Origin of the sequence: Microcoleus sp. Z1_B2, from assembly GCF_036700325.1 — a bacterium.
Lineage (GTDB): Bacteria > Cyanobacteriota > Cyanobacteriia > Cyanobacteriales > Microcoleaceae > Microcoleus.
This window is the reverse complement of the sequence record NZ_JAUBOQ010000062.1, coordinates 14,348-34,365: the sequence shown is the minus strand read 5'-3', so window position 1 is coordinate 34,365 and position 20,018 is coordinate 14,348. Positions and strand designations below refer to the sequence as shown.

Here is a 20,018-nt window from a genome sequence, read left to right as displayed (position 1 = left end):
GCTATGAATGCCCATTCTTGTGACTACTTTCCTATGCCTGACCTCATTCCCGAATTTCAGACCTGAATCCTTACGATTTTAGATTGACCCCACAGATAAATCTGGGAGCTTTAACTACGGTCTAAAATTTTGCTCTTTCCACGACTCCTGTACGTGGCAGCGTATCCGTTTTTGGGCCTTGTCAATGCTTCAATTCTAAAATCTAAAATCTAAAATCTAAAATCTAAAATCGATTGATCCCGCCTGCGTAAGTTGTACAGGTGAAAATACTGAGGTTTTTGTCGCCCTCATCTATCCGTGTAATTGCCATCACAAAAAAGTTCGCCAAATGTCACATAATTTCTGCTACTTACAGCACAACTTTAGAAGGGGATCGCGGTTTATAATATAGATAACTAGAAAAAAAGGTTTTCAAGCGAGGTTAAAGCAATGGTAGCAAATTCAAATTTTTTATATCCTCAAAATCGTTATTACGGTGAAGTAAAGCCAGAGAATTTAGTATTTAATGCGAATTTACAAGAGTTTTCTCAGCGAGTGGGTTACATCAGTTCCTTGACATCTAACGGTAAAATCTCTGTGGAACAGGCATTTACTCAGATCCAAACACTCTGGGAACAGGTGGAAAAGTCGAAAAAGCAGTTGGGAATTGGCGAACATCCATTTTCAGCTTGAATAATTAGCGCTTGGCTTGGAAGTTGAGTTACACGCCATTGATGCCGATCGATTAATCGAGAGCTTAAGATCAAAAAGTAGCTAGTGGCGATCGACCTTTTTGCCTATGAGTTCCGATTTAGTACCTCTCCTTCCCAAAGTATCCGTCGGCCGCCGCGCCGCGGCCCTCTGCATCGACGGAATCGCAGTTTGGCTACCCAGTTTGCTTCTGGGTACTAATGCGATCGTCCAAATCATATTTTTTGTTTTGCTGTGGCTGATCATGCGCGTAGCCATCGTCAGGAAAAACCAAGGCCAAAGTCTCGGGCGCTGGGCATTGGACATGAAAATTGTCGATCCCAGATTCCAACGGACTCCCGGAGTGCAAAAACTGTGCAAGCGCGAGGCATTGCTGGGCTTTTGCGCGGCCTTAGCCTTCGCAGGTATAGGTGGACTCACATCTACCAACGCCGCCGTCTTGCTGCTGATGCTGCCCCTGGCGATCGACTGTAGCGTAGCCCTCACCTCCGCCGAAAGGTTTCCCCAAGCTTTCCACGATCGCATCGGCGGGACGATCGTAGTTGGAACCCGCCGTGGCTACTCCCTCGACATCAAAGTTAGAAGATTGCTTGACCAAGTGCAGAGCAATGTGAGAAGATAATAAATTGTGTTTAAATTAGTCGAAATTTATTTAGAATTATGGCTAAAGGCGTCCGCATCATAATTACTCTAGAGTGTACTGAGTGCCGTACAAACGTAAGCAAACGCTCAAAAGGCGTGTCTCGGTACACCACCACCAAGAACCGTCGCAACACGACGGCGCGGCTGGAACTCAAAAAGTTCTGCCCCCATTGCAACAGCCACACTGCCCACAAAGAGATCAAGTAGCGATTAGTCATTAGTCCTTAGTCATCAGTCATCAGTTGTTGGCAATTGATATTGATCGGCGAAAAGCAGATAATTAACCAATGCTTTCCTGACGGCTAGCAACTAACGGCTAATAACTAAAAACTCACAATCAACAGTCAACAAACAACAGTCAACAAACAACAAACCATGACTTACTTTCGCCGGCGCGTTTCGCCCATCAAACCAGGAGACCCGATCGACTACAAAGATGTAGATTTGCTCAAAAAATACGTCACAGAACGCGGTAAAATTTTGCCCCGCCGGATTACCGGTTTGACGGCAAAACAGCAGCGAGACCTGACCAGAAGCATCAAAAGAGCAAGAATTGTAGCTTTGATGCCCTTCGTAAACCAAGAAGGTTAACAGGATTTGGGATTTTGGGTTTTAGATTTTGGACTGGGAATAAGACTTGCGCGAGAACAACGTCTTTCTGTCATTAATAGTGCAGCAAGAATGCAGCGAAATAATCGCGAAATAAGATTAAGAGTCGCAGCAGCGCAAGTCTTAATCACAAGTCAAAAGTTAAAAAAAAAGCAAGAATAAAGAAAAACTTTTTAGATTTTAACTTTCACAATTGACCAGAAAAATTGCCAACATCCAAAATCTAAAATCGCAAGCTCGAAACTCGATAAGTGGCTACTGTAAAAATCCAAAATCTCAAATATAAAGCTGGCAAGTGGAGAAGGGAACGTTAGTAGAATTTAGAGTGCACGGCGACCGCCGTCTGGCAGTTGCCGATCGCCCCGACGGCAAGAAAAACTGGGTCGTGGTAGACGAAAACGGTCAACCGCACAGCATACCGCCCAAACAAATCAGCTACGAAGTAGTCGGAGAAACTTACAAACCCTCCGACATTCCCAAATTTCTCAAAGAAGTAGAAGCCTACTCAGATCCGTCGAGTTTGGAAGTCGCTTGGGAACTTTTAGTCGGTGACGGAGAAACAGCAGATCCCGAATCCCTGGCAATGCTGCTATTTTCTGAGAGTAGTGCGGCCCAGTGTTACGCGGCGTACTGTTTGCTGTCAACAGATAAACTGTATTTCAAACAAAAGGGCGATCGCTACGAACCGCGATCGGCAGCCCAAGTAGCCGAAATCAAACACCAGCAAGAAGTAGAACAGCAGCGACACCAAGAATCCCAAGGATTTTGGGATCGAGTCAAACAGCGGCTGGCAGGGGAAAATGTAGATTGGGAAAATAGCGATCGAACTCGCCTCGACGCCCTAGAACGCTTTGCCATCCTCGGAGAAGAAGCAACGCACCGCACCCCAGCCTTAGAAACTTTAGCCAGCTTACAACGATCCGAAAACCCCGAAGCAGCCTTTAGCCTCCTAGTCGATCTAGGCCTCTGGAGTACCCACGAAAACCTGTTTTTGCGGCGAAGCCAAATTCCCCTACAATTCTCCGCAAAGGTATTAGAAGTGGCCCAACGCTGCCTAGAAAATCCCCCCACCGACTCCGACACAAATCGTCTCGATTTAACTCACCTCAAGGTTTACACGATCGACGACGAAAGCACCACCGAAATCGACGACGGCCTCAGCTTAGAATTCCTCGAAAACGGCCAGCAGCGGATCTGGATACACATCGCCGATCCCACCCGCTTGCTTTCCCCCGGAGACGAACTCGACCTCGAAGCCAGAAAGCGCACCACTACGGTTTACCTGCCCACGGGAATGATCTCCATGTTTCCCCCAGCTTTGGCAACCGGGCCGATGAGTTTAATTCAAGGCAAAGAGTGCAGCGCCCTCAGCTTCAGCGTCACCTTAGACGAAATCGGCGCGGCTCAAGATTACAGCATCCACATCAGCACCATAAAACCCACCTACCGCTTGACATACGATGACGTAGACGAAATGCTGGAGTTGGGAATCGAAGCAGAACCAGAAATAGCAGCGATCGCCTCTGCGGCCAAACTGCGCCAAAAATGGCGGGAAGCCCAAGGCGCAATCAGCATTTTTATGCCCGAATCCGTCATCAAAGTCAACGGCGACGACATCAAAATTCACGTCATCGACGACTCCACCGCCCGGATGCTAGTAGCCGAAATGATGATTTTAGCCGGTGAACTAGCCGCCCGCTACGGTCAAGCTCATAGCCTGCCCATACCCTACCGCTATCAGCCACAGCCCGAACTCCCTCCCGATGAAGAACTGCTAGCCGTTCCTGCTGGCCCTGCCCGCGCTTGCGCCGTGCGTCGGTGTATGCCCCGCAGCGAAATGGGTCTCACCCCCGGACGCCACGCCGGCTTGGGTTTGGAATTATACACTCAAGTTACTTCCCCGATCCGCCGCTATACCGACTTGCTGACTCACTTCCAAATCAAAGCCCACCTGCGGGGCGAACCACTACCTTTTTCCGCTGAAGAAATACAGGACATTGTGATGTGTCTCGGCACCGCAGTTAAAGAAGCATCCACCGTCGAACGCCAAACCAACCGCTATTGGGGATTGGAATATTTGCGGCGCAACCCCGATGAAGTTTGGGAAGCCTTAATGCTTCGCTGGCTGAGGGAAGACAGCAATCTCGGATTGATTTTATTGGAAGATTTGGGTTTAGAATTGGCAATGCGATTTGGTCGATCGGTGGCAATAGGCGATCGGTTTGAAGTCAAAGTCACTCACTGCGATCCGCGATCGGATGTCATTAACTTCCAAGAAATGATATTTGAAGCCGCACAATAGGATTTTAGATTTTAGATTTTAGATTTGGGATTGCAAAAATCTGTGTTGAAGGCTGAAACTGAGGATAAATCACCTTTTTAGTCGAGTTTCCCATCTCCTCGCATCCCCTTTGTCAAGGGCAGGGGGGTAAAAAAGATGATGGGTTCATATCTAGTCCTGTAAAATAATCGTAATTCTTGTGTGGGCGGGTTTACCCCCAAGTTGTAATATAAGCCAGAAATCCCGTAAACTCGCCCCGACGAAAATATTGGGGTCGATCGACTCGACATGATATCCGATCCCAGACAGGTAATACTTTTGACATTAAATTGACACGACACGCTTTGCTATATCCTCTCTTCCTCCGTGTCCTCTGCGTCCTCTGCGGTTAATAAAACAAACTTCAGCATTCTCAAAATTGGAAGTTTTCACCCCAACCTAGTAATCTAAAATCTAAAATTTAAAATTTAAAATCGCACAATGCCCAATTCAATTAGCCAAGTTCAGCCACCGCTGGAATTCATACCCCCAGCCTACAACCCCCTAGTGATGCAAGGTTGTAAGCAAATACTCCCCTGGTGGCTGCGATTTCGGACGAGTATCAGCCACGTTCAAGCCGAAAACGTCGAAACCCTCGCCGAACTATTCCACCAATTTCAAAATCAGAAAGTTCGCTTCTTGCTAGCCTTCCGCCACCCCAACTCAGACGATCCCTACTGTTTGGGACAACTAATTTGGAAACTCGTTCCCCAGGCGGCGCGGGCCAAAGGCATTCCCCTGCAATCCCCGGTACATTCCCACTTTATCTACGATCGCGGCATTCCCCTGTGGGCCGGTGCGGGAGTCGGCTGGCTTTATTCCCAACTCGGTGGCACTCCGATCGTTCGCGGTAAGATCGATCGCGCCGGATTGCGATCGGCCCGCGATTTATTTGCCAACAGCCAATTCCCGATCGCCGCCGCCCCAGAAGGCGCTACCAACGGTCACAATGAAATAGTGAGCCCCCTCGAACCGGGAATTGCTCAAATGGGTTTCTGGTGCGTTGAAGATTTGCTAAAAGCCGCACGCACTGAAAAAGTTTTAATTGTGCCGATCGGCATTCAATACCGCTATGTCAATCCACCTTGGCAACCCCTAGAAAAACTTTTAACTCAATTAGAAATTGATTGCGGACTGCCACCCTTAGAACGCACCGATATCGCTAATTTAGAGACGGCAAATTCCGATTCCGAAAACCAAAATCATAAATTCCAATATCTACGCCTGATTCGACTTGGCGGTCATTTGCTAGCAGTAATGGAAGAGTTTTACAGCCGTTTTTATCATAAGCAAATACAGTCATCTACATCTAGTTTAACATCATTATTCCCCCCCAAAATAACGGCAAATGATTCGGACAATGAAGTAATAATTGCTCGACTGAAAGCTTTGTTAGACGTGGGTTTGCAAGTAGCCGAAGAATATTTTAACTTAAAGCCCAAAGGCAGTTTAATAGACCGCTGCCGCCGTCTGGAACAAGCAGGCTGGGAGTATATCTATCGAGAAGATATCAAAGATATTGCAGCACTTTCTCCCTTAGAAAGAGGATTAGCCGATCGCCTCGCTGAAGAAGCAAGTCTTCGGATGTGGCACATGAGACTTGTAGAAAGTTTCGTGTCTGTCACGGGCAGGTACGTCGCAGAACAACTGACAGCAGAACGTTTGGCAGAAACAACTTTACTGCTGTGGGACGTACTGGCTCGCATCAAAGGGGGAAATCCTTTCGGCAGACCGAAGTTGGGCAAACAGCAGGTACAAATGACCGTGGGCGAACCCATATCAGTGAGCGATCGTTGGGAGGGATATCAAACCAGCCGCAGGTTAGCAGTTGCCGAACTCACTCAAGACTTGCAATCAGCTTTAGAAGCAATGATTAAATCGTGAACAAACCTGACTGTCAACTGAGTACAGTTAGACCGCAGGCTTCTTTTTCCTTTTTTTCAAAGGCTTTTTATAGTGAGGTAGTTCCACCCCCACTTGCTAATATATTATCAGAGTATTTCCAGATTATCAAGGGATATACAGAAATAATTGTCGCTTTGGGTACCTACACCCGACGAGCCTTTCATCCCAAGGAGTAATTTCCAACGGGGTACTTCGCGCAGCGCTCAGATTAATCCCCTTTAAATATACCGAGGGACTTCCCGGCTGGTAGTTAATTACTCAGATAAACAAGAGCTTCTAGGGAAGAAGGAATATATATTTTTCTTCACGACTTTTTTTTGTCGTGAATTATAAACAGATTGTTATAGACTTTGGGAATAGGTCTAATGAACCGCAAACCCTCGCTCGACAATGAACCAATAAAAATTAACGATGACTAACAAACCTATCGATTTGTCTACTAACTCAATTAAAGTAAAACTGCTAAATAATTTAGCGCAGGAATTGCTCACACCACTCACTTCTGTCCTCGGCATGGCAAGTGTGTTGAAACAAGAAATTTATGGCCCCTTAACGAGCAAGCAAAAAGAATATATTGACGTGATCCAAGACAGCAGCCGCTCTTTGCGATCGCTAGTTGAAGAAATTTTGGAACTGGCAGAACTAGATGATTCCGCTTTCACATTGAAGCGAACCGCAGTCGATATAGAAACTCTGTCCCAGCAGGTTGTGACAATCCTGTCCTCGGCGGCAAGTAGACGAGAGCAAGAAATTAATTTGTCGATGGGGCCCGGGTCGCGCATCTGGTTGGTAGATAAAGATAAGGTTCAGCAAATGCTGCACCACTTAATTTTTAGCATTATTCAATCTGCTGGGGCAGGCAGCGTGATTCGAGTCCACGTTTCTCGGAAAGAAGACGGTATCAACATCGGAGTGTGGGTTTTTCATCCTTGGTTAGGGGAAAGTTTGCCCCATGCTAAACTCTACACCGACTACTTGTTGAAGGCCGGATCTGGTAGCGGTTCGCCATCGAACTCCGAAACCGACTCTCCCGGAGAACCGCAACTCCCGACACAGGGTTCGCAGCGATTAACGCTGGCGTTTTCTGAGTTGGCGGCTTTGGCGGCGCAGAATGCAGAGGATAGTGCACCAGTGTTAGCTGGTTACGGGGCGCGCGAACGCTTGGGGCTGCTGCTTTGCTGCCAATTGGTGGAAATTCAAGGCGGCCAACTCTCGATTCAAGGAACCCCGGAATCTGGATATCGCTACGTGCTCTGGCTGCCTTGCACAAATGCTACGGAATTGTTGGAAGGCTAAAGAAGGAAGAAGGAAGTTCGGCAACGGATTTTCTAACGGATGTAACGGATGGAAAGAAGAAGGAAGATGAAACAAGTCATTTGTTAATTAATACTGAGATGTTGCACTATTCTCAATAAGGCTTTTAGGCGCGGGCTCGCGTGTCCCCCCACAATAAATTTATTCTTTGTGGATCCGACAAGAAAAGCCTTAAGAGAGAATAGTCCAAGATGGGAGTTACTACCAATTGTCGATGCTTTTAGACTCAATTCCCAATTCCCGATTCCCAATTTCCAATTACCAATAATCAATCTAAAAATGAATTCAGTTTGGCAACAGTTAACTCTGGCAAATTTGCCGCTCTCTCAGTGGCAAAGTAGAAGTTATTTATTCAATTTGGCGATCGGCTCTTTACGCAGTTGGCGGCAGAGTAGCTGGCTGATGCAGTGGGCAGAACCCTTGGGTTTTGTTTTGCTGGCCTTGACTTTCGGTTTGGCGCCGTTTGTAAACAATGCCTTGGTGGGGGTGTTGATGGCGGCTAGCGCTGCATTTTGGGTGCTGCTAACTGTTTCGGACGATCGCCCGATCGCCTTGAGGCCGATTTACTTGCTGGTACTGCTGTACTGGGGCATAGCCACCGTCGCAACGGCGATGTCGCCGGTGAAAGTCGCCGCTGCTACTGGTTGGAGCAAGCTAACCCTGTATTTGCTGTTTTTTGCGCTGATGGCTCGGATCTTGCGAGATCCCCGTTGGCGATCGTGGTTAATTGCCGTATTTTTGAACGTCTCTTTAATTGTCAGTTTCTACGGCGTGCGGCAGTGGATTGACAAAGTGCCGCCATTAGCTACTTGGAACGATCCGACTTCTACTCAAGCCAATGTCACGCGAGTTTACAGCTTTCTGGGAAATCCTAATTTGCTTGGTTCCTATTTGCTGCCAGCCATTGCATTGAGCGCTGCCGCACTTTTTGTGTGGAAAGGATGGGGAACAAAAATTTTAGCGCTGACGATGCTGGTGGTGAATTGCGCGTGTTTGCGCTACACGGATAGCCGGGGTGCTTGGATCGGTTTTGTGGCTCTACTGGTGGTATTTTTAGTGCTGCTGTGGTACTGGTACAGCCCTTTGATGCCTCGGTTCTGGCGAACTTGGGCGCTGCCGTTAGGGTTAGGAGGTTTGGCTGGGGCGTTAATTTTAGGAGTGGCTTTAGTGGAGCCTCTGCGCGATCGAGTTTCGAGTATGTTTATTGGTCGAGGTGACAGCAGTAACAATTTTCGGATTAATGTGTGGACGGCGGTGATTGACATGATTCGCGATCGGCCAATTCTGGGAATCGGGCCGGGAAACACTGCTTTTAATAAAGTTTACCCGCTTTATATGAAGCCGAGATTCACTGCTTTGAGCGCTTACTCGGTGCTGCTGGAAATTGTGGTAGAAACCGGTTTTATCGGTTTAATGTGTTTCCTGTGGCTGATGACTGTCACCGTCAATCATGGTTTGTTGCAGATCAAAAATCTGCGGGATGCACAATTTAACATCTCTAATTTAGAGGAAGAATCCCAAAATCCCAAATCTCAAATCCAAAATCTCAAATCGAATCAGGGGTTTTGGTTGATTGGGGCGATCGCCACTTTAGCAGGCATGATGGCCCACGGTTTTGTCGATACAGTTTGGTACCGGCCGGAAGTTAATATGCTTTGGTGGTTGATGGTGGCGATTATTGCTAGTTTTTACAGCACCTCGCACCAGCAGCAAGATTCAGCTTTGACGGAGGGCGAGTAGATAGAATTGCTGGCGGGGTTTTATCCCCGCCCGGTGGCAGGGCGGTTTCATTCTCAGGGAAATAATCGTTTTGTAGGGGTAGTGCCAAGAATGCCTACCCCCTCCACGAATGATCAAATCGATGTTTCAAATATCGGGAATCTTCACCAGGGTTTGTCCCTTGGTCGAATGAAACAGCCCTGCGCCCGGTGTGGATGCCAGCAATAGCCTAGACAGCAATGATTAAGAGTTATAACAGTTCCAAAAAAGAATGCAGCTTTATGCAAGCTGCAAACCATTATCGCCATAAGTTATTTCCAATTCTTCAATTCTTAATCTCACATCTCAAATGCTATAAGGTGCGGACGGCGCACCCTGCATACTTACTACTACATACTACATACCTGTTGCTGTAAAGTGGTGATGGTACACTCTACAAAATTTATTGAAAATAACTCTTATTCTTCGCTCTCCGGAGTCATGATGAATCTCGGACACGCATATTTTCCACCATTTCTATCTCTGCACTGTCGCATCGACTGATCCGAACTCAACAGCATTTCGACTGATTGATTAAGGGCAGGTTTAACAGTCGCAGGAGTTGGCACTGCTTTTGAGGCTTGACTTAGCTCCAGTACCGTTATAATTGCCAGTATGGTTGATGAAAGCAAAACTGTGCGTTTCATTTTTTTGTTTTTTCCTCGTTTAATCGTTGACGTGCCATCCCTATCCATATATCCTCATCGAATTCTTGAGAATCCGCATACTTTAGACAAATTTTCCACTGCGGCAGCGCTTCCTTCGTATTTTTTATCTTTTCTAGGACTTGCGCTTTTAAGCAGTAAGTTGCTGGCCCTTCACTATCAATTTTAATCGCTTCATCCAGATGCTGCAATGCCTCTGAATATCGACCCTGTTCCAGGCGAGCCCATCCCAAGTTTTTGAGTAAAGAATATTTTACTCGATCGTCCTCAGCTAATTTCAAACCTTGCCACAGGAAGTGAACTGCAGCCGGATAGTTTTTTTTATCGACTATATATAACCTAGCCAGGTTGCTGTAAGCAGCAGGCAGACCGAGTTTTGCAGCTTGCAGATATTTTTCTCGGGCGCACTCTAAATCTTGCACCTCTTCGCAAAGCCATCCTAAATTGTAAAGAGCTGTGCGGCTTTTTGGATCTACCCAGAGCGCTAACTCATATGCTTGTTGAGTATCAGCGAATCGATTGGCTTTGTAGTTTTCAAAAGCCCTATTATTAAAAAAAGATGCCAGCTCCGGCAACCCAATTTGCCAGCCGCCAAAGCCTACTGCTAGCATCAGCAAGAAGGCTCCCCACTTGGAGTTATTATGCTTTTTTACTGGCTCTTTCATGGCATTGAAAATGTTAGCTAATGGTGTCATTTTTAGCATTTTTTAACTTGAGAGTTGGGCGATATTTTTTGACCAGATTTAATTGCCACCCTAATGGCATATAATCTTACGAAATGACTCAGGTTTGAGTCCCTTTCTTATAAGAGTTTGTGAGTCCACAGCCGAATGCTTGGGTAATGTTCCCACTACCCAGAGGTATTCGAGCATAGGTTAACCATTCCTGAGACTCCACAAGCCATCCGGATATTTTCAGAAAAAAAGAACCGGGAAGCAGAAAGCAGATAGAACTCTTCTCCTTGTCTAAGTAATAATACTTAGGCAGCAGTCGATCGACAGTATGCGACTGTATGAGGAGATACAGCGTATTCCAGGTTTATGAAGTGTAGAGGGACTTACCCTGGGCCGTTTCCCTACGGGGAGCGAACGAGCTGGGGTTTAGTTAATCAACATAGAATTTGCTGTAAGGAATGAGAATTAAATAACTTCCACTCTTGAAAGTGGGATGGGCTCTTATAGCCCGTCATGAGTGGACGGGCTATAAGAGCCCATCCCACAATAACAATTAAAATTGTAAGTTATTTAATTCGCGATCCTAAGATGGACTGCGGTGAAATAACTCTAATTAAGTTTGTAGTGACGATGGAAGTCCTCAACCTCCTCCCTTGAGGATTTTGAAAAATATTATAATGAGTCATGAACCGAAATCGATTTAAAATAGCCAATCATTAATCAGCAATCACCCATCATGAACCACTAATGACTCCTGACTAATAAACATCTCCATAAATTAAATTTCTACCTTCCAGTAGCAAAGGTTTGAGTTTATTTTTTGGAGATGTCTAATAACTAATGACTAATGACTAAAATTGCTTCATCGCTCTTTCCATATCCCGCTTATCTTCGCGTTTCTTCAAATCTTCGCGCTTGTCGTACAGTTTTTTCCCTTTACCCAAACCGATATCCAGTTTTACCCAGCCGCCTTTCAAATACATTTTTAACGGCACTAAAGTCAAGCCTTTTTCTTCGACTTTGCCGATTAATTTGCGAATTTCCTGCTTGTGCATCAGCAATTTACGAGTGCGGCGGGGTTCGTGATTAAAATAGTTGCTAGCACTTCTCCAAGGCGAAATGTGAACGTTGATCAGCCACAGTTCCCCGTTCCGAACTAAACCATATCCGTCGCGCAAATTGGCTTTTCCTTCCCGAATAGATTTGACTTCGGTGCCCTTCAACTCGATTCCCACTTGGTATGTCTCTATAATTTCATAGAGATGGCGCGCTTGTCGGTTATCGCTAACAATTTTGTATCCTGGACTTTTTTCGCTCATTTTTACCTCCGATAAAATTAATTATTATAACGCTAGCTTCTCTGTAGAGAAAATCGAAGCTTGACAAAACTTAAATAATCGGTCTGGACATTACCAATTTGGCTGAGCTAAGATGTCACCAACGTGAATATCAAGCGGTATCATGCAGCGCACCAATATCACTGATTCTGCAATTCCAGATTCTGTTACTCCTCATCCTGCGGTTAATTTGGTTTGGCTGGCTCCTTTTTTGCTGGCGCTTGCTTGGTTTTGGGCCAATATCTCGGCTGTTAAGTGGCTGTTATCCTCGTTTGTTGAGATACCCACACTATATAAAATAGTAATTGGCTTTCTGATTGTAGCATTAGTAGTGCGATCGAGCGGGAACTCCGCTCGCCCCTTCGGATTTTCACCCAATTTCGTTTTAAGGCGAGATCCGCTGCTGTTAATGTTGGGTGCGGGTATTTGCTCGATCGCCCTTCAGTACATAATTGATATCAAACAAGTTACTGTCCTGCTATTTATCCTCGGAACTTACGGGCTGTGCGGCTTATTGGTGGATTCCAACTTTTGGCGAAAAAACTTACCAATTGCGGGCTTGCTTGCTTGTATTTTACCATTTAATAGTCAGTTGAATAGCGGCTTAGGTTTGCCCGCGCGAGTCCTCACTGCTCAGGTAGTAGAACAGTTGCTTTCTCTGCTGCACATTGGGGCTATTTCTTCTTACGATATTATCATTTTGGAAAACGGCATCGCTCAGGTTGACGTGCCTTGCAGCGGCATTAAAACTCTCTTAGTGGGAACGCTATTTTTGCTTGCTGCTACCTGGCTAGAAGGGCGTAAATTGAGTTTAAAATGGCTAGCAGTCGGCGCTGCTAATCTCTTAATGTTGGTATGTGCTAACGCTGCGCGGGTTGCCGTGTTAGTCCTGGTTTCAGAAGTTTTTCAACAGCCCAACATAGCACAAATTATGCACGTTCCTCTGGGAATTGTCGGTTTAGTATGTGCTTGTTTTGTGACGTGGTTAATGCTGCAACGAGTACCGAAATTTCAGCCAGAAAAAACCAGCGGTACTTCTGCAAAACCCAACTCAGAAAGACTACAAAATCACCCTTTAGCAAAACCCGGAATAATTGCAGCAGTCACAGTTTTGGCACTCATGGCTCAACTGTCTCATGTAGAAACGTCAAAAATGGCGATCGCACCTTTAACATTACCTGAATACATTAAATCAGAGTCGATTTCCCTGAATCCTAGCGAACAAAAATTCTTTGGCAACTATCCAGACACGCAAACACAAAAAATCAGATTTGTCGCCGGCAACTTGCGCGGTTCCATGCTCACCGTAGCGAGCACATCCTGGCAAACTTATCACGCCCCCGAGTTGTGTTTTGTAGCGAGCGGAATTCCCGTCAATGGCATAGAAAAAAAACAACTAACTCCTTCCGTAACAGCGCGCTGGCTGTCTCTCAAAAACAACCAATTATCAGCAGCATACTGGCTGCAATCTGCACAGCTAACTACAGATAACTTCATGTCCCGTATCGGCAGCGACCTTACCCACAAAAACCACAATTGGGTGCTAGTTTCCATTTTATTTGACAGTTCGCTACAAGCCGAGAATCAGGAAGTAAAAGAGTTTGCTGGTAACGTCTACGATACCGTTAAACAAAGCTTACAAGGAGAAATAAATGAAAATTAAACAGGTGTTTGATGGAGTTTTTAAAACAATTTTTTGGCTGTGGAATTTGACATTTTTATCGATTGTTTACTTGGGAATTTTGCCTATTCTAGGAGTGCCATTAATTAAGGCGACAATCGATGGCACTATCCCCCTAGAGTTTTCTTTGACGATGGCAGCTACGATCGCAGTACCCACTGTATGTACAGTAATAGGAGCTAGGCGTTTTGGCAAGCAACCCCTACAGCTAATGCGTTGGTTTTACGGCGTAGAAGCACCGCTATTTTTGCTGTGTTTGCTCCGCTTGTTCCTGCTGCGAGAACTCACCCCAGCTAGTTCTCAAATCATCGCTACTATTGCTTTGTGCATTGCAGCATTTTCAGTGGAAATGCTGTACGGATATCTGGGTAAAAGAGAAAATGTGCAAAATATTTTCGATTCCCAGAATTCCCATAATAAACAGCCTCGTATTTTCAACTTAATCGGAGAAAAGCGAAGTGCGTGGCTGCAATTAGGATGTCACAGTTTAATGGTAGTAGTTGGGGTTTGGGCGGCAACATTGCTGATTTATTACGCTGTACCTGTGGCATGGTATACACTTTATGGATTCTTATTTTTCGTCATTCAATTTTTCAAGTTTACCTGGGTTTCACCATTTCTGGAGATGTTTCAATACGGGGCATGGGCCTCGGCTTTAATTTGGATACCGCTATCGTTTATATTGTTTGGTTTAACCTGTAGCTTATTCGTTGTCATGCCTTCGCTGTACGGATTTCTCTACATTCATTCCGGGCGGAAAATATGGCAGAGTTTTGCTGCACAATACGGGAAAAATAAAGCACTAATCGGAAGTTTGGGAGTCATAGCAGCTTGGCTGGCTATTTTCTCAGCTTTGCAGCAGCAGCCACAAGTTGCAGCGCTGAAAATGCTGGCGACTCCCCCTGCAAATGACACGGTTCGCCAAACTTTATTAGCCAAATCTGATATGATTCGATCGGGCTTAGTTAACGCTTATTTGTCCCCTTACCGCTACCTCAGCACTGTAGGAGAAAACAACCACATTTATGAGATATACAAAAATAGTTGGATTTTCCCTGACGGCGCAGCTCAAACTTTGCAGAACAGCTATAATTTTTTAATGTCGCCGTTTTTGTATCAAGGCTCTAGTGCTGATGTAGAAAAAGCGGAAAAACTCTACGGCCAATTCTTCGATACGGAACTGCAAAAAGGCGACACAGAAGCAGTAAAACACGCGGTACAGTCAACCTCAAACCGGGAAGAAGCTAAAGCTGGTTTGCTGAATGTCAATCAAGAAAAAGTGTGGTTGCAGTCGCAAGAAGTTACAGTCAAAGAAAACGGCGACTGGGCTGACGTTCAACTCTACGAAGTTTACAAAAATCAAACGCCGAACTTGCAAGAAGTATTCTACTACTTTTCGCTGCCGGAAAGCGCCGCAGTTACAGGAGTTTGGCTGGGAGATACTGGCGATTTAAACAAACGTTTTGTATTTACGGTATCGCCTAGAGGTGCCGCCCAACAAGTCTACAATCAACAGGTAGTAGAAAGAGTCGATCCGGCTTTGCTAGAACAAATTGGCCCCAAACAATACCGCTTGCGGGCTTTTCCAATCCCGGCTAAACGAGAATTCACCCAAACAGAAGGGCCAACGGAAATGCACCTGTGGCTTACTTACAAAGTCATGCGCCAGCCCCAGGGTTGGGCGATGCCTGTTTTGGCTGAAAAACGCAACATTTTTTGGAACCAAAATACTCGCCGCACGATCGCCGGAAAAGAGGTAAAATACAGTCGCAAAGAAGCAAGAGAAACTTGGCTACCACACTTTTTGCCCGCAGTCGCACAGCAACCGCTAACCGTGCAGCAGGCGATTCTACCGGGAGGAAATATCATTTCTGCTAAGCCGTTGGCTGATGCAAATTACTCGCTACCGCAAGGCAAGAAATTTGCAGTTATTCTCGATACTTCCCGCAGCATGGCGGCGGAAAGTAAGGAAGTAAAAGAGACTTTTGAATGGTTGAAAGCTAATGCAGCAGGCAAAAATGGTGTTGATGTGTATGTCGCCAGCGCTGCGGGAATGCCACCTAAGTTTGTGGAAGATGTACGCAATTTCGATGCGGCAAAGGTGACATTTTATGGTACAATCCAGCTCAAAGATATGCTGCAACAGTTTGCACAGTTGCGGGGCGATAAAAGTTACGATAATGTATTTTTGGTGAGCGATCGCCACAGTTATGAATTGTCGGACGATCGCAAACTTAAACTTTCCATCTCTTCACCCCTATGGACAGTGCATTTGGGAGGTTTGCCCCCCGGCTACGACGACGCAACATTGAAGGCTATTCAAGATAGCGGTGGCGGAGTTTCTACAGATATGAAAGAGGCGATGCAGCGAGTAGCAACGACAGCAGCTTCGGGCGAATCTACAGTTAGCGTTGTTGACGGCTATGCTTGGAGTTATGCCAAAAATTCCAAATCAGAAAAGACACTCAAATCGGGGGCTGTTACAGAGCTAAAAGATACCGGAAATGAAGGGTTTAAACCCATAGCTGCGCGGCAGTTGATAACTGCACTTAGCAAGCAGAAAAATTCAAATCAATTGACGCAATTGGATGCGATGCACGCAGTAGCTAAAAATTTCAAAGTGGTGACTCCGTATTCTTCGATGATTGTGTTAGTTAATGACGCGCAAAGGGAGCAGCTAAAGGCAGCGGAAGCTAAGAGCGATCGATTTGACAGAGAGGTAGAATCGGGTAAGGAACAGTTGAGTAAGCCGAATAATCCTCTGAATGTTTCGGGGGTTCCTGAACCCGAAGAATGGCTGCTGTTGACGGTAGGTGCGATCGGGCTTTTGGCAGTTTTTCTCCGTCAGCGGCGCGCGAAAACGGTATAAAGTACACATGGGCGCAGAAACCGGGTTTTTACCTAATTTAGGGTGTGTAACAAAGTATTTCGTAAAAAACCCGGTTTCTTTGTCGGAGTCCGTAAGTCCTGACTAATTTATTTCTACAAAAACTCGATCGCCCTCAATCTTTACCGGATAAGATTCCAGGGAATCGGCGGGTGCATTCAAACATTTACCCGTATCTAATTTGTACTGATATTTGTGAAACGGACAGGTAATGATACCGTTGCTGACTTTACCCATGTCGATCGGATATTCTAAATGAGTGCAAGCATTGCGGTAACAAGTGACATTCATGCCTTGACGGTTCAAAATCACTGAAGTTTCGTCAACTTTTACCTTCAAGACACCCCATTCGGGAACTTGATTTAGCGCTGTTATTTCTAGCCACATATAATCTTCCTCGCTTTAAATAAATTATTGCAAATTCATGGGCGATCGTCCTTGAATGCAGCAAGGGCGATCGGTGGGGCGCTCTCCACACCTGAGAACCTAACCGTTTTCCTCGCCATTTCCCAGGTACAACCTGACGAATTCATCAGCCGCCTCCCGATTGAATGTCTGCAACGCTTGCTTAATCGCAAATACCGCCTCAGCGGATGGATCTCGTTCTTCACTCACCCAACGGCTAACGTTTGAGCGATCGATTTCCATCTTTGCCGCCAATTGATATTGACTGATATCGTATGCCTCTAATATTTTTTTGAGGGCTTTACCTGCTCTTGCCATGTTCCCGATTTTGTCAGAGAGTCATGCTCCTGTAAACGTTGCTGATTGTCATCTAGGGCGCTACACTAAGGTAGGAGCGAGATCATCCCGTGCCAGTTATGCTTGAGATAGACTAAACAAATAGCGATTGTGGACATTAACCAGCAAAAAGAACAGTTCAGTTATGCGTATATTTATGCAGTTGCTGCCTCGGCTGGCTACTCCTTCCAGATAGCAGCTAGACCATTAGATTTTGACGGCATCGATATCATTCTTGCTGGCGGTATGGGAAGTGGAATTATTCGATATCCCCGACTTGAACTCCAGGTAAAATGCACATCTAGGGATGTGATTGGACAGGAAGCAATTAGATATCCGCTCGAAGTCAAGAACTACAATGAATTGAAAGTAGAAAATATTCATACTCCCCGACTGTTAATCCTTGTAGTCGTACCCGACAATTTAGACAATTGGCTAATCCAATCTCAACAGGAACTTTGCCTGAAATATTGCGGTTATTGGGTTTCTCTGCGAGGTCAACCCCCAACCCAGAATCAAACCACTGTTACAATTTCCATACCCAGACAGAATATCTTTAATGTAAATGCTCTTACCACCCTCATGCAGCTAATAGAAGCAGGCGAAACTCTATGATAGTCACCGTTCGAGATCCCGAAATTCTCAAAAATCTACAGCCAGAAATTGTGCGTACTTACCTCGAAACGCATTGCTGGCAAGAAGTGCGACAAATTGACGATAAAGCTTCTCTCTGGAATCGCCACAGCGAAACCTCAGAAGAGTTAGAGATTCTGCTACCATTAAAACCAGAATTTTTAGACTTTCCCCGCCGGATGGCTGAAGTTTTACAAACCCTAGAAATTGCTGAAAATCGTTCCCAGATCGAAATCCTCAGCAATCTCTTGACATCAGCTCCTAACATTACCATTCAAGGCATAGTTACCAACTTGCAAGAAGGATTATCAGCAGGAAAATTAACTTTGACGGGCGTTATTGTTGGCAAGCTGCGGCGCATTCAGTTAGAACTAGCAGAACCAGTCTACGAACTGGCAGTCAAAGCTTATCAAGCCAGAATTCCGGTTATTTGTCAAGGCAATTTAGTTAAACAAGGTCGCTCTTTTTTACTGCAAAATACCCATCACTTTACATTAGATTTAGATGCCTGGTTGGAATGAATGCTATGTACTATAATCCAATACGCTTGGGTTAAGGAAAATTGTAGCGGAAATGTTGGGTGGAGTGAAACGGAGGGTTCGTTCCACGGGCCCAACCTACGCACGATCGGTTTTTTTAGCACTAACTGAACCGTATTGTACTATAATCAACCTAAAGAGCGATTGTGAAAGGATTTTCATAAAATAATTAATGTCTTTATTCTTGAGCACGTCCATGAATTGGGAGATGACCGCGAAGACTTAAAAATTATCGGTATTTATTCGACTAAAACATTAGCCGAATCTGCTAAGGCAAGAATGCTCTCCCAACCCGGTTTTATAGATGCTCCAGAAGGCTTTCATATAAGCTGTTATCCCTTAGATAAAGACCACTGGAACGACGGCTATGTCACTGTTTATTATTCTGATTCTTAACCTTTTCCCTACGGATGAATCTGACTCAAAATCACCCTCAACCTGTCATAATCATCCTTCAACAAAACACTCAAACTCCTCCCCGCTTCCACCAACCAAGATCGATCGCGCATCCGCAACTGATAAATCTCCCGAATCGCCGCCGCCGTCAGCGCCTCCACCGGCGCATTAGTCACACCCAGCAGCGTCCTCAAAAAATCCAACTGCACCGTAAAATCAATCACCTCATCCGGTTCGCAGCGATAAACCGCCTGGTGAATTTGCGGCGGGCGCGGCGGCAAATACTGATAAATTTTACCCCTCGATGGGCCGTGACCGTTCAACCTTTCCGGCGCAGCCTCAAACCCCACAATCGCCACTCGAAACTCGGTTTTTAGCATCGCAAAAATCTGCGGTTGTTCTTCCCGCAACTCTTCGAGGGACAAACCCAAAGCGCGAGCTCTGTGCACCGAGTCGATCGGGCTAGTCGTAGCGTAATAAACCACGCCGTAAATTTGATTTTTTGACTCTTCATCCTCGGCCTTCACCCAACTCCCAAAAGGCGGCATCACGGGAAAGCTTAAGTCGAACGGTTCCAAACATTGAGCCAAAAACTCCGAAGTTGCCGTCTCGATAACCTCAGCAATGCGATCGGGATGGCGCTCTTTTGTAGCAAATTGGGGTAAAGGTAAACGCATAGTTTTAGTGATTAGTCATTAGTCATTCGTCATCAGTCATTAGTCATTCGTCATTGGTTTTGTGCTAGTTTTCAAGGGTCATGAGTTAGTAGCCTGGTATTGGGTACTTTAGCAATTACAAATTACCCATTAACAATGACTAATGACCGCTGACTATTTCGCGCGACCAGCCGTAGCATCGACAAGTTCCAACTGCGACAGGCGGAACGTAATCAGCTTGTCCCAATTCCCGCCTTCAAACAGTACCGCGACTTTCCCGTCGGTAACTCGCTGGACTTGTCCTTGAAATGCGTAGTAAATCTCACCCTTATCTTTAACTCGAACTGCCGAACCTGGAAAAATCATAATTGTTTGAATGTTATGTTTGCTGTTTATAGTTTACCTTTTCTTGGCGATCGAGAGTTGATGCTAAAACAGGCAAGATGCCTGTTCCAGAAACAAGCACAGGCAAGATGCCTGTTCCACAAACAAGCACAGGCAAGATGCCTGTTCCACAAACAAGCACAGGCAAGATGCCTGTTCCACAAACAAGCACAGGCAAGATGCCTGT

General features: G+C 45.6%; 21 protein-coding genes. 13 read left to right on the top strand and 8 right to left on the bottom strand.

Going from position 1 to position 20,018, the window contains the following annotated elements:
* Positions 1-429 precede the first annotated feature (429 nt).
* From QT984_RS26495 to QT984_RS26460, 8 genes are all read left to right on the top strand, one after another.
* Complete coding sequence (locus tag QT984_RS26495) at positions 430-672, top strand: DUF7219 family protein (protein ID WP_333057225.1); 243 nt, start codon at positions 430-432, stop codon at positions 670-672.
* Positions 673-778: 106 nt separating this feature from the next.
* A complete protein-coding gene (locus QT984_RS26490; RefSeq protein ID WP_333057226.1) occupies positions 779-1,312 on the top strand; it encodes an RDD family protein in 534 nt (177 codons plus the stop codon).
* A gap of 38 nt (positions 1,313-1,350) precedes the next feature.
* Positions 1,351-1,539 (top strand): 50S ribosomal protein L33, encoded by a 189-nt coding sequence (gene rpmG, locus QT984_RS26485; protein WP_006631376.1) that lies wholly within the window; start codon positions 1,351-1,353, stop codon positions 1,537-1,539.
* Between the two features lie 168 nt (positions 1,540-1,707).
* A complete protein-coding gene (gene rpsR / locus QT984_RS26480; protein ID WP_006631377.1) occupies positions 1,708-1,923 on the top strand; it encodes a 30S ribosomal protein S18 in 216 nt (71 codons plus the stop codon).
* A 313-nt stretch (positions 1,924-2,236) separates the two neighbouring features.
* Positions 2,237-4,243: a ribonuclease R family protein gene (locus QT984_RS26475; protein WP_333057227.1), complete on the top strand. Its 2,007-nt coding sequence runs from the start codon at positions 2,237-2,239 to the stop codon at positions 4,241-4,243.
* 459 nt (positions 4,244-4,702) lie between these two features.
* The gene (locus tag QT984_RS26470) at positions 4,703-6,145 is read left to right on the top strand and encodes a 1-acyl-sn-glycerol-3-phosphate acyltransferase (RefSeq protein ID WP_333264115.1); all 1,443 of its coding nucleotides are present in this window, start codon (positions 4,703-4,705) and stop codon (positions 6,143-6,145) included.
* A 432-nt stretch (positions 6,146-6,577) separates the two neighbouring features.
* The gene (locus QT984_RS26465) at positions 6,578-7,462 is read left to right on the top strand and encodes a histidine kinase dimerization/phospho-acceptor domain-containing protein (RefSeq protein ID WP_333057229.1); all 885 of its coding nucleotides are present in this window, start codon (positions 6,578-6,580) and stop codon (positions 7,460-7,462) included.
* A 297-nt stretch (positions 7,463-7,759) separates the two neighbouring features.
* Positions 7,760-9,220, top strand: coding sequence for an IctB family putative bicarbonate transporter (locus QT984_RS26460; RefSeq protein ID WP_333212500.1), 1,461 nt, complete (start codon positions 7,760-7,762; stop codon positions 9,218-9,220).
* A 437-nt stretch (positions 9,221-9,657) separates the two neighbouring features.
* On the opposite strand, the gene QT984_RS26455 is transcribed toward QT984_RS26460, so the two are convergent.
* The 3 genes from QT984_RS26455 to smpB form a co-directional block, all read right to left on the bottom strand.
* Complete coding sequence (locus tag QT984_RS26455) at positions 9,658-9,885, bottom strand: Osc7112_2153 family protein (RefSeq protein ID WP_333057233.1); 228 nt, start codon at positions 9,883-9,885, stop codon at positions 9,658-9,660.
* Positions 9,882-10,598, bottom strand: a complete 717-nt coding sequence (locus QT984_RS26450; protein ID WP_333057234.1) for a tetratricopeptide repeat protein — start codon at positions 10,596-10,598, stop codon at positions 9,882-9,884. The genes QT984_RS26455 and QT984_RS26450 overlap by 4 nt, the downstream gene beginning before the upstream one ends.
* Positions 10,599-11,428: 830 nt before the next feature.
* Positions 11,429-11,896 carry an SsrA-binding protein SmpB gene (gene smpB, locus QT984_RS26445; protein ID WP_006631384.1) on the bottom strand — a complete coding sequence of 156 codons (468 nt, stop codon included), beginning with the start codon at positions 11,894-11,896 and terminating at the stop codon, positions 11,429-11,431.
* A gap of 142 nt (positions 11,897-12,038) precedes the next feature.
* Between smpB and xrtO the strand changes: the two genes are divergently transcribed.
* Both xrtO and QT984_RS26435 read left to right on the top strand, forming a co-directional pair.
* A complete protein-coding gene (xrtO, locus tag QT984_RS26440) occupies positions 12,039-13,577 on the top strand; it encodes an exosortase O (RefSeq protein WP_333057235.1) in 1,539 nt (512 codons plus the stop codon).
* On the top strand, positions 13,567-16,464 hold the full coding sequence (locus tag QT984_RS26435; protein ID WP_333375264.1) for a TIGR02921 family PEP-CTERM protein: 2,898 nt from the start codon (positions 13,567-13,569) through the stop codon (positions 16,462-16,464). Before xrtO ends, QT984_RS26435 begins: the two co-directional genes overlap by 11 nt.
* Positions 16,465-16,566: 102 nt before the next feature.
* Here QT984_RS26435 and QT984_RS26430 read toward each other — a convergent pair whose 3' ends face one another.
* Positions 16,567-16,869 carry a Rieske (2Fe-2S) protein gene (locus tag QT984_RS26430; RefSeq protein WP_333057237.1) on the bottom strand — a complete coding sequence of 101 codons (303 nt, stop codon included), beginning with the start codon at positions 16,867-16,869 and terminating at the stop codon, positions 16,567-16,569.
* 99 nt (positions 16,870-16,968) lie between these two features.
* On the bottom strand, positions 16,969-17,205 hold the full coding sequence (locus tag QT984_RS26425; protein ID WP_333057238.1) for a helix-turn-helix transcriptional regulator: 237 nt from the start codon (positions 17,203-17,205) through the stop codon (positions 16,969-16,971).
* Between the two features lie 129 nt (positions 17,206-17,334).
* Here QT984_RS26425 and QT984_RS26420 point away from each other — a divergent pair, with 129 nt between their 5' ends.
* The 3 genes from QT984_RS26420 to QT984_RS26410 all read left to right on the top strand — a co-directional run bounded on the left by QT984_RS26420 (position 17,335) and on the right by QT984_RS26410 (position 18,791).
* Positions 17,335-17,838, top strand: coding sequence for a DUF4365 domain-containing protein (locus QT984_RS26420; protein WP_333057240.1), 504 nt, complete (start codon positions 17,335-17,337; stop codon positions 17,836-17,838).
* Complete coding sequence (locus QT984_RS26415) at positions 17,835-18,377, top strand: hypothetical protein (protein ID WP_333057241.1); 543 nt, start codon at positions 17,835-17,837, stop codon at positions 18,375-18,377. The genes QT984_RS26420 and QT984_RS26415 overlap by 4 nt, the downstream gene beginning before the upstream one ends.
* A 183-nt stretch (positions 18,378-18,560) precedes the next feature.
* On the top strand, positions 18,561-18,791 hold the full coding sequence (locus tag QT984_RS26410) for a DUF7336 domain-containing protein (protein ID WP_445243053.1): 231 nt from the start codon (positions 18,561-18,563) through the stop codon (positions 18,789-18,791).
* Positions 18,792-18,799: 8 nt separating this feature from the next.
* Here QT984_RS26410 and QT984_RS26405 read toward each other — a convergent pair whose 3' ends face one another.
* From QT984_RS26405 to QT984_RS26395, 3 genes are all read right to left on the bottom strand, one after another.
* Complete coding sequence (locus tag QT984_RS26405) at positions 18,800-19,468, bottom strand: HAS-barrel domain-containing protein (RefSeq protein WP_333274188.1); 669 nt, start codon at positions 19,466-19,468, stop codon at positions 18,800-18,802.
* A gap of 153 nt (positions 19,469-19,621) precedes the next feature.
* A complete protein-coding gene (locus tag QT984_RS26400; RefSeq protein ID WP_293145052.1) occupies positions 19,622-19,813 on the bottom strand; it encodes an NAD(P)H dehydrogenase subunit NdhS in 192 nt (63 codons plus the stop codon).
* 13 nt (positions 19,814-19,826) lie between these two features.
* Positions 19,827-20,018: hypothetical protein (locus QT984_RS26395; protein WP_333375262.1), on the bottom strand; the 192-nt coding region annotated here is incomplete at its 5' end.

Excerpts from the sequence above, each read along its gene's own strand:
- QT984_RS26495 (WP_333057225.1), top strand. The coding sequence starts at position 430 with ATGGTAGCAAATTCAAATTTTTTATATCCTCAAAATCGTTATTACGGT.
- QT984_RS26490 (WP_333057226.1), top strand. The coding sequence starts at position 779 with ATGAGTTCCGATTTAGTACCTCTCCTTCCCAAAGTATCCGTCGGCCGC.
- rpmG (WP_006631376.1), top strand. The coding sequence starts at position 1,351 with ATGGCTAAAGGCGTCCGCATCATAATTACTCTAGAGTGTACTGAGTGC.
- rpsR (WP_006631377.1), top strand. The coding sequence starts at position 1,708 with ATGACTTACTTTCGCCGGCGCGTTTCGCCCATCAAACCAGGAGACCCG.
- QT984_RS26470 (WP_333264115.1), top strand. The coding sequence starts at position 4,703 with ATGCCCAATTCAATTAGCCAAGTTCAGCCACCGCTGGAATTCATACCC.
- QT984_RS26465 (WP_333057229.1), top strand. The coding sequence starts at position 6,578 with ATGACTAACAAACCTATCGATTTGTCTACTAACTCAATTAAAGTAAAA.
- QT984_RS26460 (WP_333212500.1), top strand. The coding sequence starts at position 7,760 with ATGAATTCAGTTTGGCAACAGTTAACTCTGGCAAATTTGCCGCTCTCT.
- QT984_RS26455 (WP_333057233.1), bottom strand. The coding sequence starts at position 9,885 with ATGAAACGCACAGTTTTGCTTTCATCAACCATACTGGCAATTATAACG.
- QT984_RS26450 (WP_333057234.1), bottom strand. The coding sequence starts at position 10,598 with ATGACACCATTAGCTAACATTTTCAATGCCATGAAAGAGCCAGTAAAA.
- smpB (WP_006631384.1), bottom strand. The coding sequence starts at position 11,896 with ATGAGCGAAAAAAGTCCAGGATACAAAATTGTTAGCGATAACCGACAA.
- xrtO (WP_333057235.1), top strand. The coding sequence starts at position 12,039 with ATGCAGCGCACCAATATCACTGATTCTGCAATTCCAGATTCTGTTACT.
- QT984_RS26435 (WP_333375264.1), top strand. The coding sequence starts at position 13,567 with ATGAAAATTAAACAGGTGTTTGATGGAGTTTTTAAAACAATTTTTTGG.
- QT984_RS26430 (WP_333057237.1), bottom strand. The coding sequence starts at position 16,869 with ATGTGGCTAGAAATAACAGCGCTAAATCAAGTTCCCGAATGGGGTGTC.
- QT984_RS26425 (WP_333057238.1), bottom strand. The coding sequence starts at position 17,205 with ATGGCAAGAGCAGGTAAAGCCCTCAAAAAAATATTAGAGGCATACGAT.
- QT984_RS26415 (WP_333057241.1), top strand. The coding sequence starts at position 17,835 with ATGATAGTCACCGTTCGAGATCCCGAAATTCTCAAAAATCTACAGCCA.
- QT984_RS26405 (WP_333274188.1), bottom strand. The coding sequence starts at position 19,468 with ATGCGTTTACCTTTACCCCAATTTGCTACAAAAGAGCGCCATCCCGAT.
- QT984_RS26400 (WP_293145052.1), bottom strand. The coding sequence starts at position 19,813 with ATGATTTTTCCAGGTTCGGCAGTTCGAGTTAAAGATAAGGGTGAGATT.